The organism is Neorhizobium sp. LMR1-1-1.1 (assembly GCF_040675795.1).
Taxonomy (GTDB): Bacteria; Pseudomonadota; Alphaproteobacteria; order Rhizobiales; family Rhizobiaceae; genus Neorhizobium; species Neorhizobium cellulosilyticum.
On sequence record NZ_JBEGHE010000001.1, the window covers coordinates 1,029,447 to 1,043,055 of the forward strand.

General features: G+C 60.3%; 13 protein-coding genes. 5 read left to right on the plus strand and 8 right to left on the minus strand.

Features of this window, described 5'->3' with window-relative positions; genetic code table 11:
* Positions 1 to 16 precede the first annotated feature (16 nt).
* The 7 genes from MRBLMR1_RS04860 to MRBLMR1_RS04890 all read right to left on the minus strand — a co-directional run bounded on the left by MRBLMR1_RS04860 (position 17) and on the right by MRBLMR1_RS04890 (position 6,711).
* Positions 17 to 1,297, minus strand: coding sequence for a TRAP transporter large permease (locus MRBLMR1_RS04860; protein ID WP_148147566.1), 1,281 nt, complete (start codon positions 1,295 to 1,297; stop codon positions 17 to 19).
* A complete protein-coding gene (locus MRBLMR1_RS04865; RefSeq protein ID WP_148147567.1) occupies positions 1,297 to 1,818 on the minus strand; it encodes a TRAP transporter small permease in 522 nt (173 codons plus the stop codon). The genes MRBLMR1_RS04860 and MRBLMR1_RS04865 overlap by 1 nt, the downstream gene beginning before the upstream one ends.
* 81 nt (positions 1,819 to 1,899) lie before the next feature.
* Positions 1,900 to 2,886 (minus strand): TRAP transporter substrate-binding protein, encoded by a 987-nt coding sequence (locus tag MRBLMR1_RS04870; protein ID WP_148147568.1) that lies wholly within the window; start codon positions 2,884 to 2,886, stop codon positions 1,900 to 1,902.
* A gap of 52 nt (positions 2,887 to 2,938) precedes the next feature.
* Positions 2,939 to 3,820, minus strand: coding sequence for an amidohydrolase family protein (locus MRBLMR1_RS04875; protein ID WP_148147569.1), 882 nt, complete (start codon positions 3,818 to 3,820; stop codon positions 2,939 to 2,941).
* Complete coding sequence (locus MRBLMR1_RS04880; RefSeq protein WP_148147570.1) at positions 3,820 to 4,968, minus strand: mandelate racemase/muconate lactonizing enzyme family protein; 1,149 nt, start codon at positions 4,966 to 4,968, stop codon at positions 3,820 to 3,822. Before MRBLMR1_RS04880 ends, MRBLMR1_RS04875 begins: the two co-directional genes overlap by 1 nt.
* Before the next feature lie 5 nt (positions 4,969 to 4,973).
* Positions 4,974 to 5,885 (minus strand): 5-dehydro-4-deoxyglucarate dehydratase, encoded by a 912-nt coding sequence (kdgD, locus tag MRBLMR1_RS04885; RefSeq protein ID WP_500063782.1) that lies wholly within the window; start codon positions 5,883 to 5,885, stop codon positions 4,974 to 4,976.
* Positions 5,886 to 5,958: 73 nt separating this feature from the next.
* A complete protein-coding gene (locus tag MRBLMR1_RS04890; RefSeq protein ID WP_148147572.1) occupies positions 5,959 to 6,711 on the minus strand; it encodes a FadR/GntR family transcriptional regulator in 753 nt (250 codons plus the stop codon).
* Between the two features lie 280 nt (positions 6,712 to 6,991).
* Here MRBLMR1_RS04890 and MRBLMR1_RS04895 point away from each other — a divergent pair, with 280 nt between their 5' ends.
* The 5 genes from MRBLMR1_RS04895 (at position 6,992) to MRBLMR1_RS04915 (ending at position 12,125) form a co-directional block, all read left to right on the plus strand.
* The gene (locus tag MRBLMR1_RS04895) at positions 6,992 to 7,579 is read left to right on the plus strand and encodes a DUF922 domain-containing protein (RefSeq protein WP_148147674.1); all 588 of its coding nucleotides are present in this window, start codon (positions 6,992 to 6,994) and stop codon (positions 7,577 to 7,579) included.
* 110 nt (positions 7,580 to 7,689) lie between these two features.
* A complete protein-coding gene (locus tag MRBLMR1_RS04900; protein WP_148147573.1) occupies positions 7,690 to 8,838 on the plus strand; it encodes a M20 family metallopeptidase in 1,149 nt (382 codons plus the stop codon).
* A gap of 80 nt (positions 8,839 to 8,918) precedes the next feature.
* Complete coding sequence (locus MRBLMR1_RS04905; RefSeq protein ID WP_148147574.1) at positions 8,919 to 10,475, plus strand: VOC family protein; 1,557 nt, start codon at positions 8,919 to 8,921, stop codon at positions 10,473 to 10,475.
* Positions 10,475 to 11,419 (plus strand): ROK family protein, encoded by a 945-nt coding sequence (locus tag MRBLMR1_RS04910; protein WP_148147675.1) that lies wholly within the window; start codon positions 10,475 to 10,477, stop codon positions 11,417 to 11,419. The genes MRBLMR1_RS04905 and MRBLMR1_RS04910 overlap by 1 nt, the downstream gene beginning before the upstream one ends.
* Complete coding sequence (locus MRBLMR1_RS04915; protein WP_148147575.1) at positions 11,403 to 12,125, plus strand: copper homeostasis protein CutC; 723 nt, start codon at positions 11,403 to 11,405, stop codon at positions 12,123 to 12,125. The genes MRBLMR1_RS04910 and MRBLMR1_RS04915 overlap by 17 nt, the downstream gene beginning before the upstream one ends.
* A gap of 21 nt (positions 12,126 to 12,146) precedes the next feature.
* On the opposite strand, the gene MRBLMR1_RS04920 is transcribed toward MRBLMR1_RS04915, so the two are convergent.
* Positions 12,147 to 13,409, minus strand: a complete 1,263-nt coding sequence (locus MRBLMR1_RS04920) for an AGE family epimerase/isomerase (protein ID WP_148147576.1) — start codon at positions 13,407 to 13,409, stop codon at positions 12,147 to 12,149.
* Between the last annotated feature and the right edge of the window lie 200 nt (positions 13,410 to 13,609).

A 13,609-nucleotide genomic window follows, 5' to 3' on the forward strand; every position in this document is an offset into this window, starting at 1 on the left:
CGGATGGTGTCGCATCCTATCGGAACAGGCTCGGTAGCCAGAGCGACAAAGCGGGGATGTATGTCACCGCAAGGAGAACTGCGAGGCTGGCGCCGAAGAAGGGCCAGATCGTGCGCATCGCCTCGCGGATGGATATGCCGCCGACGGCACAACTGACGAAGAGCACGGTTCCGACAGGTGGCGTGTTCAACCCGATGCCGGCATTGAGGATCATCACGACGCCGAAATGGACCGGATCGATGCCGAAGGCCTTGACCACCGGAAGCAGGATCGGGGTAGCGATGATGACCATCGGCGCCATGTCCATGAAGGTGCCGAGGATCAGAAGGATGACGTTGATCATCAGGAGCACGATGATCGGATTATCCGAGATGGCGCTGATCGCGGCGATGATCAGTGTCTGCACCTGCAGGAAGGCCATCAGCCAGCCGAAGGAGGCAGCGGTGCCGATGACCAGCAGGACCATGGCCGTGGTGCGGACAGCGCCCATGACGGCCTCGACGAAGCCTGCCCAATCCAGCTCCCGGTAGACGAGCATGGCAACCAGGAAGGCGTAGAGGACAGCGATGCAGGAGCTTTCCGTTGCGGTGAAGACGCCGGAGCGCACGCCGCCGAAGATGATGGCGATCAGCAGGATGCCGGGGAGGGAGGCTGCCAGATAATAACCGAGGCGGCGGAAGCCGGGGAAGGCGTCGGCCGGATAACCCCGTCTGACGGCGACCCACCATGCGGTGAACATCAGTGCTGCGGCGAGAAGCAGGCCGGGGATGATACCGGCGGTGAAGAGATCGGCGACCGAGACATTGCCGCCGGCGGCGATCGAATAGAGGATCATGTTGTGCGACGGCGGGATCATCAGGGCGATGATGGCCGCATTGGCGGTGACGTTGACCGCATAATCCCGATCATAGCCGCGCTTGGCCATTTGCGGGATCATCAGGCCGCCGACGGCCGAGGCATCGGCGACGGCCGAACCGGAAATGCCACCGAACAGGGTCGAGGCGACGACATTGACCTGACCGAGGCCGCCACGCATGTGCCCGACCAGACCGGCCGCAAAGCGGATCAGTCTTGCAGCGATGCCGCCGCGCACCATCAGGTCGCCGGCGAAAATGAAGAACGGGATCGCCATCATGGCAAAGACGTTCATGCCGGAATTCATCTGCTGAAAGACGACGATCGGCGGCAGGCCCAGATAGAGCACCGTCGCGAAAGACGCGATGCCGAGGCAGAACGCAATCGGCATGCCGATGATCATCAGGAAGGTGAAGGAAGCGAAAAGGATCGTATAGGCCATTACGCAGCCTCCTGGACAAGCACGTCGGCCGCGATTTCCTCGCCGATTGCGACATCGATGAAACGTTCAAGCGCAAAGATCGCGATCATCGCGCCGCCGGCGATCATCGGGAAGAAATCTGTGCCGCCCGGCCAGCCAAGCACGGGGATTCGGGCAGTCCATGTGCCGGCTGCCAGAAGGGTCGAGTAATAGGCCATGCCGATACCGAAAAGCACGATAAGGCCCAGGCTCAGAAGGTCCATGGCCTTCTGGATGTTGGGCGGCATCATGTAACGGACGATGTCCAATCCCAGATGGACGCTTTCGCGCACACCGACGGCGGCGCCAAGCATGATGAACCAGGACATCAGGTAGAGCGATAATGGCTCCGACCATGCCGGGGAGTCATTGAGTACGTAGCGGCCGAAGATCTGCCAGCCGACGATCAGCGTCATGGCGATCATGCCTATGCCGGCGATCCAGAGTGATAAGCGGCTGACAACACCCAGCGCGGGTCTTATCGCCTGCATGAATTTTCGCATTGTTCCGTTCCTCCTCCTTCCGGACTTTGCGCCGGATATGCAAAAGCCGGCCTCGAAGGAGGCCGGCTTTCATTTTTGCGATTATTGAACTGCCTGGATTTCTTCCAGCAGAGACTTCATCGAAGCGTCGGTGACGAACTTGTCGTAGACCGGCTTCATCGCGGCGGAGAACTCTTCCTTGTTGACGTTGATGACGTTGACGCCACCGGCGCGGACCTTTTCTTCCGAGGTCTTTTCGCGGGCGGTCCAGAGTTCGCGCATCTTCACGACCGAGTCCTTGGCTGCCTGACGGACGATCTTCTGGTCTTCCGGGGTCAGCTTGTCCCAGGAGACCTTGGACATGACCAGGATTTCCGGGTTCATCGAGTGCTGGGTCAGCGTGTAGTTCTTCGCCACTTCGTAATGACGGGCAGACTCGTAGGACGGCCAGTTGTTTTCCGCGCCGTCGACCACACCGGTTTCGAGCGAGGAATAGACTTCGCCCATCGGCATCGGCGTCGGGTTGGCGCCAAAAGCCTGCATCATGGCGATCCAGAGGTCGGACTGCTGGACACGGATCTTCAGGCCCTTGAGGTCGGCCAGTTTTTCGACGGGCTTCTTGGTGGTGTAGAATGAGCGGGCGCCACTGTCATAGTAGGCCAAGCCGATCAGGCCGTGGGGTTCGAAGGCAGCCAGGATCTTGTCGCCGATCGGACCGTCGACGACCTTGTGCATATGGTCGGTCGAGCGGAACAGGAAGGGCAGGCCGAGGACGACCGTTTCCGGGATCAGGTTGTTGAACGGTGCCGCATTGACGCGGTTCATGTCGATGACACCGAAACGGGTCTGCTCGATCGTGTCCTTTTCGCCGCCGAGCATCGAGTTGTTCATCACCTGGATGGCGATACGGCCGCCGGTGCGTTCCTTGACGAGATCACCCATATATTTGACCGCATCGACGGTCGGATAACCGTCCGGATGGATGTCGGCCGAGCGCAACGTGACCTGCTGCGCGTAAGCGAGCGGTGCGGCAGTCGTCGCAGCAAGTGCGAGCGTCAGCGCCAGCCCGAGAGCTTTCGTGATTTTCATGTTTTCCTCCTCCAAAGAAACCGGTGCCTCCACGCACCGGTTGTTCAAAATATCAACTCGTTGATGCACTCCATTCCTGCAGACCGAAAAGGGTCTGCGGGTTCTCTATCAGGGCTAGATGCCGAGCGTTTTCGTTCGGCAGCCAGCCAAGTACGGTATCGGTCAAGGCCGCGTCATCCGGGTAATCCGCCTGTTCGCGGGCCAGATTGTGCGGCCAGTTCGTGCCCCAGACAATCCGTTCCGGGGCGTAGTTTGCTATCTCGCGCGCAACGGCTGCGATATCGGCGTAATCGGGGCCGCCTGTTTTCGATGATTCATAGACGCCGGCGAACTTGAACCAGCAGTTTCCTGCGTCGATCAGGCGTTTGACGGCTGAGATCTCTTCACTGTCGGGCGTGACGCCGGAAAAGAATTTACCGTGGTGGTCGAAAACCCAGCGGGATTTCAGGTTTGCCAGGCGTGCTTCGTGGTGAAGTATATTGCTGCCGTCGAACTGGACGGCCAGCATCCAGCCGTGGGCGGCTGCTTTCGCATCGACCGTTTCGAGTTCCTTGAGATCAACGGCACCGCCCGGCAGATCCATGATGCGGGCACCGACAATGCCGGCCTCTGAAAGGCGGACCATCTCGGCATCATTGGTATTGCCATCGATGATGCCGACACCGCGGGCGACATCGCCCATGATGTCGAGGCAGGCAACCAGGTTGGAGTTATCCCGCTGATGCGCATTGCCTTGCGTGATGATGACCCGATCGATGCCGAGCCATTGCATGAGCTGGCGATATTGATCGGGATCGGGCAGGGCGCCGGCCGGAAGGCCCGGTCCGCCGGGGAGGGACGGATACCCCGGCAGATACATATGCATCTGTGTGTCGACCGCACCCTGCGGCAGCTTGATCTTCGGAACCTTGCCGGCGAGGGTGCGAACGAGCATCAGGCCGCTCCCTTGTCGTCGGGCATACGGAACTCCTTCAGTGCATCGCGGTCGATCTCGATGCCCAGGCCGGGGCCGTTCGGGATCTGCACCACGCCGCCCTTGTGTTCGATCGGCGTCTTGACGATTGCCTGACGGAAGGGATTGTGAGTGCGATCGAATTCGAGGATCGGGTCGATCGGATTGACGCGGACAGGGCTTGGCACCATCGCGGCCATGAATTGCAGGGCCGCTGCGATATGGATGGCGGTACCCCAGACGTGGGGAACGACGCGGATGCCGTGAAGCGCCGCAAGATCCGCAACGCGCTTGGCTTCGGTAAAGCCGCCAACGCCTGCCAGATCCGGCTGGACGATATCGATGGCGCGAGTTTCGATTGGCTCGCGCATGCCCCAGCGAGTATGCCATGTCTCGCCGCCGGCAACCGGGATCGGCTGTTTGGCGCGGACCTCGCGATAGGCCGCAAGCTGTTCGGGCACAACGGGTTCCTCGAACCAGTCTATGCCGTATTGCGCAGCGGCATTGCCGAGGCGGATCGCCTCGACGGCGTCGTAACCGTGGTTGGCGTCGATCATGAGCCGCATGTCTGGGCCGGCGGCTTCACGGACGGCGCGGATGACGCGCAGGTCTTCCTCAACGCCGAAACCGATCTTGATCTTGGTCGCGTGAAAGCCTTCTGCCCTATAGCGGGCAACGTCGGTCGCATTGTCCTCGACGCGGTCGACGCCGTCACGCTTGAAGCTGCCTGTTGCGTAAGCCTTGATGCTCTCGCGGAAACGCCCGCCGAGAAGGATGGAAATGGGGGCGTTGAAATGCTTGCCCTTGATATCCCAGAGCGCCATGTCGATGCCGGAAAGGGCGGTGACGGTCAGGCCGCGCTGACCCTGATCCCGAAGCGCATTGTAGAGCTTGGCCCAGATCTTCTCGGTCTCGAGCGGATTTTCACCGATCAGCCAGTTGGCATAGGCCTGGACGACTGCGGCATTGGGACGGGCAGGGCCGAGGCATTCGCCCCAGCCCACCGTGCCGTCGTCGCACTCGATCTCTACCAATATGTGAGCCCGGCGATCGAAGCGCATGGACGCGCTTTCGAAAGCCACATCGAGCCGGTGTTCAAGAAGGTGAGTGCGAACCGACGCTATTTTCATCCGGCTTACCTCTTGTGGCTGCCGATGAGCTTCAGGAGCATCTGCTCCTCTTCCGCCGTCAGGTCGTCGAGCGGCGGGCGGACCTTGCCGGCATCGAAGCCCTGCAGGCGCACACCGGCCTTGATGGCAGCGACGGCATAACCCTTGCGGCGGGCACGAAGAGCCATGAAGGGGTAGAAGAAGTCCCTCAGGATTTCTTCGCAACGGGCGCGGTTGCCTGCGCGAAGCTCCTTGTAGAATTCGACAGCAAGACCGGGAACGAAGTTGAAGACGGCCGACGAATAGGTGGTGAAACCGGCGCCGAGATAGGCTTCGGCAAACAGCTCCGCAGTCGGCATGCCGCCGAGATACATCAGGCGGTCGCCCATCGTGGCGGTAACCTGACGGACGAGACCGATATCGCCGGTGCCGTCCTTGAAGCCGATCAGGTTCGGGCACTCGTCGCAAAGGCGCTTCAGCGTATCGACCTGCAGGACGGAGTTGTCGCGGTTATAGACCATGACGCCGATGCCGACCGACTGGCAGATTTTCTTGACGTGCTGGTAGAGGCCTTCCTGAGGCGCATCGATCAGGTAATGCGGCAGAAGAAGAATACCATCGGCACCGGCCTTTTCGACGGCCTTTGCCATATCGACGCCGACACGGGTGCCGAAACCGCAACCGGAAACGATCGCAGTATTGCTGTTGCCGGCCGCTTCCTTGGCGGATTTTACGATGGTCGGAACTTCATCGGGAGAGAGCGAAAAGAACTCGCCCGTGCCGCCGGCGGCGAAAAGAACAGGCGCGTCGAAACCGGACAACCATTCGATATGGCTCTGGTAGCTATCCTGTTTAAATTCACCCTCGTCATCGAAATGGGTAACAGGAAAGGACAATAGGCCGGCGCCGAGCGCCGCCTTGATTTCTTCAGGCGTCATAATGGAATTTCCTCTTGAATGTCTCCTCCAGACAGAAATTGTCGTACAGGTTGGCGGAATTTATGTCAACAAGTTATCTGACATCTTCTCGCTGCGCGCGAAGAAGGTTCCTGTAGCGCAACTGGCTTCCGCGCAGATGCCGGCGCATCGCTTCACGGGCCTTTTCCTCATCTCCTTCGGAAATGGCGGTGACGATCGCATGGTGTTCGTCGACAAGCAGGTTGATATAATCCATCTGCTCTTCCGCCGTTTCGTCGCCGCGCAGGGCGGCGCGAGGGATGACGTTCTTGCCGATCATCGTCAGAAATTCGCGGAAGCGCGGATTGTTTGTCGCGTCGGCGATGGAGAGGTGAAGAGCGAAGTCGGCCTCGCTTGTCGGCTGATGCGCCTCCAGACAGGAGCGCACGGCATAATGACGCTCGAATATCACCTCTTCCTGCGCAGGCGAGCGCCGCAGAGCCGCCATTCCAGCTGATTCGACCTCAACGGCGGTCCTCAATTCAAGCAGCTCGATCATCGAGGAAACGCGCGCGAGATCGATATGGCCGAGGGACAGGTTGAATGGCGGCGGTGTCGGGGTCGCCTGGAGAACGAAGACGCCGGCACCCTGGCGAGCCTCCACAAGGCGATCGGACCGCAAGGCGGCAAGGGCTTCACGCACCACTGTCCGGCTGACCCCATGCGCCAGTGTCAGTTGCGCCTCGCTTGGAAGTTTGGAGCCTGGCGGGAATTGTCCCTCGGCGATCGCCTGGCGCAGCGTGTCGCTCAATTGCGTTGCGCGCGTCTTCGGGGAGGCGATCAGATCCGTGTTGAGTTCTTCGCTCATGGATGCGTTTCCTTCCTGGGAGATTATAGTTCCCGGAGTTTTCCGGGTTCGATCGCTTATTAGCTTCTTACTTTAACATGTATGACAAGTTTGTCTGTTTGTCACCCATTCGACGGGGCGCGGTTCAGGGCTGATTTATCGCATAGGCCGCAACGGGGCGACATAAGCCGGAATGACGCGGTTCGCGGACATGGCTTCCAATGACGTGTGGTGTGTTGAAAACGGTGGCGCGTCGCTCTACCACGGCAGGGAACAGATGCTGGAGTTTGCCGTGAGAAGAATGCTCGTAAGTTTTTGGGCCGGGAGTTTCCTGTTCGTTGCGCCGTCTTTGGCTGCTGCTCAATGGGCACCGGTCGAGCAGGTGAAGACGTATACGGTCAGCGGCTCCACCGGTATCGAGCTTTATTCCCAGATCGGCGAGAAGGGGCCGCTTGTCGGCGGCCAGATGCGGACGATTGCGCATACGGATTTCAAGCTGCTCTGGTCCCGCAATTACCAGCCCCAGCCGGATGGTTCATGCAAGCTGGTTTCGGCACGGCCAAGCTTGACGCTGATCTACACCCTGCCGAAGGCCGGCAAGATGCCGGGCGCCCTGAAGACGAAATGGGATACATTTGCCGAAGGCGTGCGCCGCCATGAGCGGGTGCATGGCGACATGATCGTGGAGATGGTCAGGGAGATCGAGGTGGTGAGCGTCGGGCTTACTGCTGCGGATGATCCGAAATGCCAGAAGATAAGGCAGGACCTTACCGCAAGGCTCGGCGAGATTTCGAAACGCAATCGCGAGCGGCACCGGGACTATGACAAACTGGAGATGAACAATGGCGGCAACGTCCATCAACTCATTCTTAAACTGGTGAACGAATAGAATTCATTGTTACCTAAATGGTGAACAGTCCGATCGTCATCATGGGGCGTTGCCCGTGACGGGATCGTGGTTATAGTCCCCACGCTCGCAGAACATAGCAGGGGATTTCAATGACCAATTCCGTTTCAGCCGCCGATATTGACGACAAGGCTCTATTGCAGGAACTCGTGGCATGGGTGGAGATCGAAACACCATCTCATGATGCGAATGCCGTAAACCGGCTGGTCGATCGGGTGGAAGAATTGGCGAAATCCGCTTTGCTGGATGTGGAGCGCTTGCCTGGAACGCTGGGACTTGGCGATATTCTGACGGTGCGCTCGCTGCGGGCTGAAGGCAGCAATGAAAAGAGTGTGCTGGTACTAGCACATTTCGACACCGTGCATGCGCATGGGGTGATCGCCAAACAATTGCCTTTGAAGCGGGACGGCGACAAGCTTTATGGTCCCGGCATCTATGATATGAAATCCGGGGCTCTGATGGCGCTGGAGGCGTTGAAGATTGCGGTTGCCAGGGGCAGCCGCATGCCGGTCGATCTGGTTTTCGTGCCGGACGAGGAGATCGGCAGCCTGTCGTCGCGCGCCTATATGGAAAGGCTGGCAGCAAGCGCCGGTTATACGCTGGTTGTCGAGCCGGCGCGTGATGGCGGCAAGATCGTCATCGCCCGCAAGGGTGTCGCGATGTACGATATCACCATCCGGGGACGGGCTTCGCATGCCGGTACGCGGCCGCAGGACGGGCGTAGCGCGATCCGTGCGGCGGCGCGGCTTGTCCTTGAGCTCGAGGCACTGAATGATGCCCAGCGCGGTATTACCGTGTCGGTAGGGACGATCCAGGGCGGCACGGGCCGCAATACCATTCCGGCGGAATGCCGGATGCAGGTCGATGTGCGCGTGCCGGACGACAAGGCCGCTGCCGAGATCACTGCCAGAATTGAGGCCATGAAGCCGGTCGATCCGGATATCACATTCGAGATCACCGGCCAGATGAACCGGCCGCCCTTTGCGCAATCCGCAGACGGCGTGAAGCTGTTTGATACCGCGGCCGAGATTGCCGCAAAGCTCGGGATTACGCTGGAAGGCGTGGTGACGGGCGGCGGCTCGGACGGCAATTTTACCGCTGCGCTCGGCGTGCCGACACTGGACGGTCTCGGTGCGGACGGGGCGGGGGCGCATACATTCGACGAGCATATTTTCGTTAGCAGCCTTGCGCCGCGCACCGCGCTGCTTGCCAACCTGATGATGTCGCTCGAACCCAAGTGAGCTGCTTAGGTGCAATCGCGCCGGAGGCCACAATCGAAACACGATCGGGCAAAAGCCCGGACACCCAAGGCTAAAAGATCATGACCAGCGGTATTCATCACCTGACGGCCATTACCCGGAAAATCCAGGACAATGTGGATTTCTACGTCGGTTTCCTCGGCCTGCGCCTCGTCAAGCGTACGGCCGGTTTCGAGGATGCGCAGCAGCTTCACCTTTTTTATGGAGACGGTGCTGCAACGCCAGGTTCGCTGGTCACATTTCTGGCCTGGGAAGACGGTTCGCTCGGGCGCGTGGGGCATGGCGCGCCGAGCGAGATCAGCTTCGCCATCGATCGCGAGGCGATCGGCTTCTGGCTGACACGGGCGCTGCAATGCAATGTCAAGATGACCGGGCCGACACAGGAGTTCGGCGAACCGGTTCTAAGGCTGACCGATCCGGACGGGATTATCGTCAAGCTTGTCGGTGTCGATGACTATGGCGACTGGGTCTGGTGGAAGGACGGCGGCATTGCGAGAGCGGATGCCATCCGTGGCATTCGCGGGGCGACCATCCTGTCTGAAAAGGCGGATGAAACCGCTGCGTTTCTCGAGCGACATACGGGCTTTGTGTCCGGAGCGGTGGAGAGCGCGATCCAGCGGCTGGTGTCCGAAAGCGGGCAGATCATCGATGTGCGCAATGCCGGCGGGTTCTGGACGGCAGCACCTGGAACCGGGACGATCGATCATGTGGCGGTGAGGGCGAAAAGCCAGCAGGCCGTCGACGATCTGCACGAGGCGCTGCAAGCCGAGAATGCAGGTGATATAAATGTGCATGACCGGCATTATTTCTACTCCCTCTATGTGCGCGAGCCGGGCGGCACGCTGATCGAGGTTGCGACAGACGATCCGGGCTTTACGGCGGATGAGACGGTCGAGGCGCTCGGGACGGGATTTTTCATCCCCAAACATTACAAGGCGGATCACGAGGCGTTGAAGGTGATGCTGCCGCAATTCGGCCTGCCGGGCGAGGAGCGGGTGATCTATCGCGACCTGCCTTTCGTGCATCGCATCCATATGCCGGAAGATTGGGATGGCTCGACACTGGTTCTGCTTCACGGCAGTGGGGCGAACGAGGCGGCGATGCTGCCGCTCGGCCGCAAGGTCGCGCCGAATGCCATGCTGATCGGCCTGCGCGGTCGTTCGACGGATGAAGGGTCTCCGCGTTTCTTCCGCCGTTTCAGCCAGACGACATTCGACCAGAAGGAGATCGCATCCGAGGTCGAGGCTTTTGTCGCCTTCATCGAGGATATCGGGCCTGCCTATGGCGTCGATCCGGAGCGGCTGGCTTTCCTCGGTTACTCCAATGGCGGCAATATGCTGGGGGCGACGATGCAGCTTCGGCCGGACGCGATCCGCAAGGCGGTGTTGTTGCGCTCGATGAATGTGCTGGAAGAGCGGCCGGTGGTCGATCTGTCCGCGACACAGGTTCTCTCGCTCAGCGCCATTGATGATTTTTACGGTCCGCTTGCGGGTGAACTGGAGGACAGGCTGAAGGTTGCGGGTGCGCAGCTGACGGCGAAGGTGCTGGATGCCAACCATGGGCTTGGGGCGGAAGACGAGGTGATTGTTCGCGACTGGCTGCAGGAACGGACTGCGTGATGCAGGGTGCAGCGGTGCTCTGTGCCGATATCGGCGGATCGTTCATCAAGTTCGGCCTCTCCCGCAAATCGGGAGAGGTGGAGGAGCTTGCGCGCGTGCCTGTGCCGAAATCCGATTGGCGCGAGCTTGCCGAGGCCCTGCGAAGTCTGGCGAATGATGCGGATGCAAGCGGCGTCCTGCCTATCGGTTTGTCAACTGCAGGGCTTGTCGATCCGGTGAGCGGCAAGGGGCTTTCCGCCAATATCCCGTGCCTGACGGGCCTGCCGATTGCTGAGGCGATTTCTCAAGCGACGGGGCGTTCGGTCTTTGCTGCAAACGATGCGGATTGCCTGACGCTGGCTGAGGCGAATGACGGTGTCGGGAGCGGTCATTCGATCGTTTTCTGCATCATCATCGGCACGGGGATCGGCGGCGGGATTGCCGTCGATGGCCGCATGTTGCGCGGCGCCGGCGGCGTGACCGGCGAATGGGGGCACGGCCCGGCACTGAATACGAGCGTCGAGATCGGCGCTCGGCTGGTTCACGTTCCGCGGTTTTCCTGCGGCTGCGGACAATCCGGTTGCGTCGATACGATCGGCGGGGCGCGCGGGATCGAGAAATTACACACGCTGTTTCATGCAGAAGAGCGTAGCAGCCATCGGATCATCGAGGACTGGCAGTCAGGAGAAGAAAAGGCCGGCGAAACGATCGAGGCCTATCTGCAGCTTGTCGCCGATCCGCTGGCGGTCGCAATCAATACGGTCGGGCCGTCGATCGTGCCGGTTGGCGGCGGGCTTGCCTCGGCCGGGGCATTGATTGCGGCGCTGGACGAGGCTGTTCGGGCCCGCATCCTGAACCGGTTGGATCGGCCACTGCTGGTGCCGGCGATCCGCCGCGAGGATGGCGGGCTTATCGGTGCAGCCGTGCTGGCACGCCAGGGAGTGGCCGATGCCCGTGCTGCTTGAAGTCTGTGTCGACAGTGCTGAAGGGCTGGAAGCCGCCGTTGCCGGCGGCGCGCAGCGGATCGAACTCTGCTCGGCACTAGATGTCGGCGGACTTACGCCGTCGAGAGGATTGATGGCGCTTGCTGCGAAAATGCCGGTGCCGGTCTATGCGATGATCCGGCCGAGGGCGGGGGATTTCATCTTCGATGCCGCCTCGCGGGATGTGATGCTGGCGGATATCGATACTGCGCGGAATAGCGAGCTCACGGGCGTCGTGCTTGGAGCAAGCCTTTCCGATGGTCGGCTGGATGTGGATCTGCTGACTTTGCTTTCGGAGCGGTCGCGCGGCATGGGCCGGACGCTGCATCGTGCCTTCGATCTGGTGCCGGATGCGGATGAGGCGCTGGAGCAGGTAATCGGCCTCGGCTTCGAGCGCATTCTAACTTCAGGGTTAGCGGTCAAGGCGGCGGATGGGATGGGTGTGCTTCGCCAGCTTGCCGATCAGTCGGCCGGGCGAATTGCGATCATGGCCGGGAGCGGGATTACGCCTGCCAATGTGGCGCATATCGTTGCTGGAACCGGTGTTGCTGAGGTTCACGCTTCGTGTCGCCTGCCGGTGACTTTTGTCGATGAGGCGCTTGTCGGCTTCGGTTTTGTGGCCCGGCAGCAATACCGGACCAGCTCGGTGGTGGTGAGAGAGATGCGCGAGACGCTGGCGGCGCTTTGAGCGCGCGCCGCCAGAAACTGTTTAAACAGAAATACCGCCGCTCGTTTTGCCGATCATCTTCGTCAGGCTGCCGTCTGCCGGATAGAGCGGGATGAGGCAGGCCTGGAAGGCGTGGTAGATATCGCCCTTGCCGGGGAAGAGTGTATGAGCCGGGATGAGATCTTCCGTCAGTTCCTCGTGCCAGCCGCCGTTTTTGTGGTCGATGAAGCGGTTTGCAATGGTGCTCCAGATCAGGCGATAGCTGTCCTCGAAGAAGGGATCGTGCGGCAGGTGCTGGTTGATGAAGTGAGCGGCAGCTGCAGCCTCGCACATCGGCCACCAAAGCTTGTTCGTCTTGGCTGGCTTGTTATCCCAGTCGAGTGTGTAGAAGAAGCCGCCCTTCTGCTTGTCCCATCCCAGCGACATTGCCTGAATGAAGAGGTTCTTGGCTGCATCAGGCATCCATGCGTGTTTTTTATCTCCGAGGGCCCAGAGCTGCAGCGTAAGGCGTGCCCATTCCAGCGCGTGGCCGGGCGTGGTGCCGGCGGGGCGGAACATTTCGTCCGGGTGATAATAATCCTTGTTGAGTGTCCAGTTCGTGTCGAAATGTTCACCGACGCGGAAGCCGGTCGCACCGGCAAGGCGGCGGATGATGAGGTCGGCGATACTCTCCGCCTTGTCGAGATAATGCTGTTCGCCGGTTGCCTCATAGGCTGCCATCAGCGCTTCGGTGAGGTGCATGTTGGAATTCTGGCCGCGATAGGTGCCGCCGTCGATCGGTCCCCAGTCTGCAGTAAATTCCTCGGCGATCGCGCCGTGCTGCTTCTCCCAGAACCGGGTTTCGAGCACTTCGGTGATATCGGCCAGCATCTTGTCGGCAAGAGGATGTCCGACGACCTTGGCGGAAGAGGCGGCGAGCAAAACGAAAGCGTGGCCGTAGCCTTGCTTGTTGGTGTCGGCGGGGCCGTCATCGTTCATGGACCAGACGTAACCACCGTTTTTCTGATCCCGGTGGCCGTTCCAGAGAAAATTCATGCCGTGGTCGATCAGGTCGCCGGCACCCGGGCGCCCGAGCATGTAGGCGATCGAATAGCAGTGGACCATGCGCGCCGAAGCGTGGATGCCGCGGATTGCATTGGCGTTTGGAAGCGGGCGGCCTTCGTCGTCCAGATCGTAGAAGCCGCCCTTGGGGTTGATGGCACGATACTGGAAGAAGTCCATCAGGCCCTCTGCCTGATCGAGCAGCCAGCGGCGATGATAGGTTAGATCGCTCCAGAATTTCGACGTCTGACCTGTATCGCTCATGCTTCTTCTCCCTTGTGCCTCAACACTTTACTTAAAGGCTATAGTCATTGCGGCCATAGCTGTCATCGGCGAATCTGGCATAAATCGGACCGTTGGCCGTTGCGACAAATCCGACAGCGATTGCGACGTATGTGCTGGACTTCACATAAAGGTATCTTTATATGATTATGGATATTGCCTTGATCTCTATCAGGAGTGTC

Coding starts and splice junctions, on each gene's coding strand:
- MRBLMR1_RS04860 (WP_148147566.1), bottom strand. CDS start 1,297: ATGGCCTATACGATCCTTTTCGCTTCCTTCACCTTCCTGATGATCATC.
- MRBLMR1_RS04865 (WP_148147567.1), bottom strand. CDS start 1,818: ATGCGAAAATTCATGCAGGCGATAAGACCCGCGCTGGGTGTTGTCAGC.
- MRBLMR1_RS04870 (WP_148147568.1), bottom strand. CDS start 2,886: ATGAAAATCACGAAAGCTCTCGGGCTGGCGCTGACGCTCGCACTTGCT.
- MRBLMR1_RS04875 (WP_148147569.1), bottom strand. CDS start 3,820: ATGCTCGTTCGCACCCTCGCCGGCAAGGTTCCGAAGATCAAGCTGCCG.
- MRBLMR1_RS04880 (WP_148147570.1), bottom strand. CDS start 4,968: ATGAAAATAGCGTCGGTTCGCACTCACCTTCTTGAACACCGGCTCGAT.
- kdgD (WP_500063782.1), bottom strand. CDS start 5,885: ATGACGCCTGAAGAAATCAAGGCGGCGCTCGGCGCCGGCCTATTGTCC.
- MRBLMR1_RS04890 (WP_148147572.1), bottom strand. CDS start 6,711: ATGAGCGAAGAACTCAACACGGATCTGATCGCCTCCCCGAAGACGCGC.
- MRBLMR1_RS04895 (WP_148147674.1), top strand. CDS start 6,992: ATGCTCGTAAGTTTTTGGGCCGGGAGTTTCCTGTTCGTTGCGCCGTCT.
- MRBLMR1_RS04900 (WP_148147573.1), top strand. CDS start 7,690: ATGACCAATTCCGTTTCAGCCGCCGATATTGACGACAAGGCTCTATTG.
- MRBLMR1_RS04905 (WP_148147574.1), top strand. CDS start 8,919: ATGACCAGCGGTATTCATCACCTGACGGCCATTACCCGGAAAATCCAG.
- MRBLMR1_RS04910 (WP_148147675.1), top strand. CDS start 10,475: ATGCAGGGTGCAGCGGTGCTCTGTGCCGATATCGGCGGATCGTTCATC.
- MRBLMR1_RS04915 (WP_148147575.1), top strand. CDS start 11,403: ATGCCCGTGCTGCTTGAAGTCTGTGTCGACAGTGCTGAAGGGCTGGAA.
- MRBLMR1_RS04920 (WP_148147576.1), bottom strand. CDS start 13,409: ATGAGCGATACAGGTCAGACGTCGAAATTCTGGAGCGATCTAACCTAT.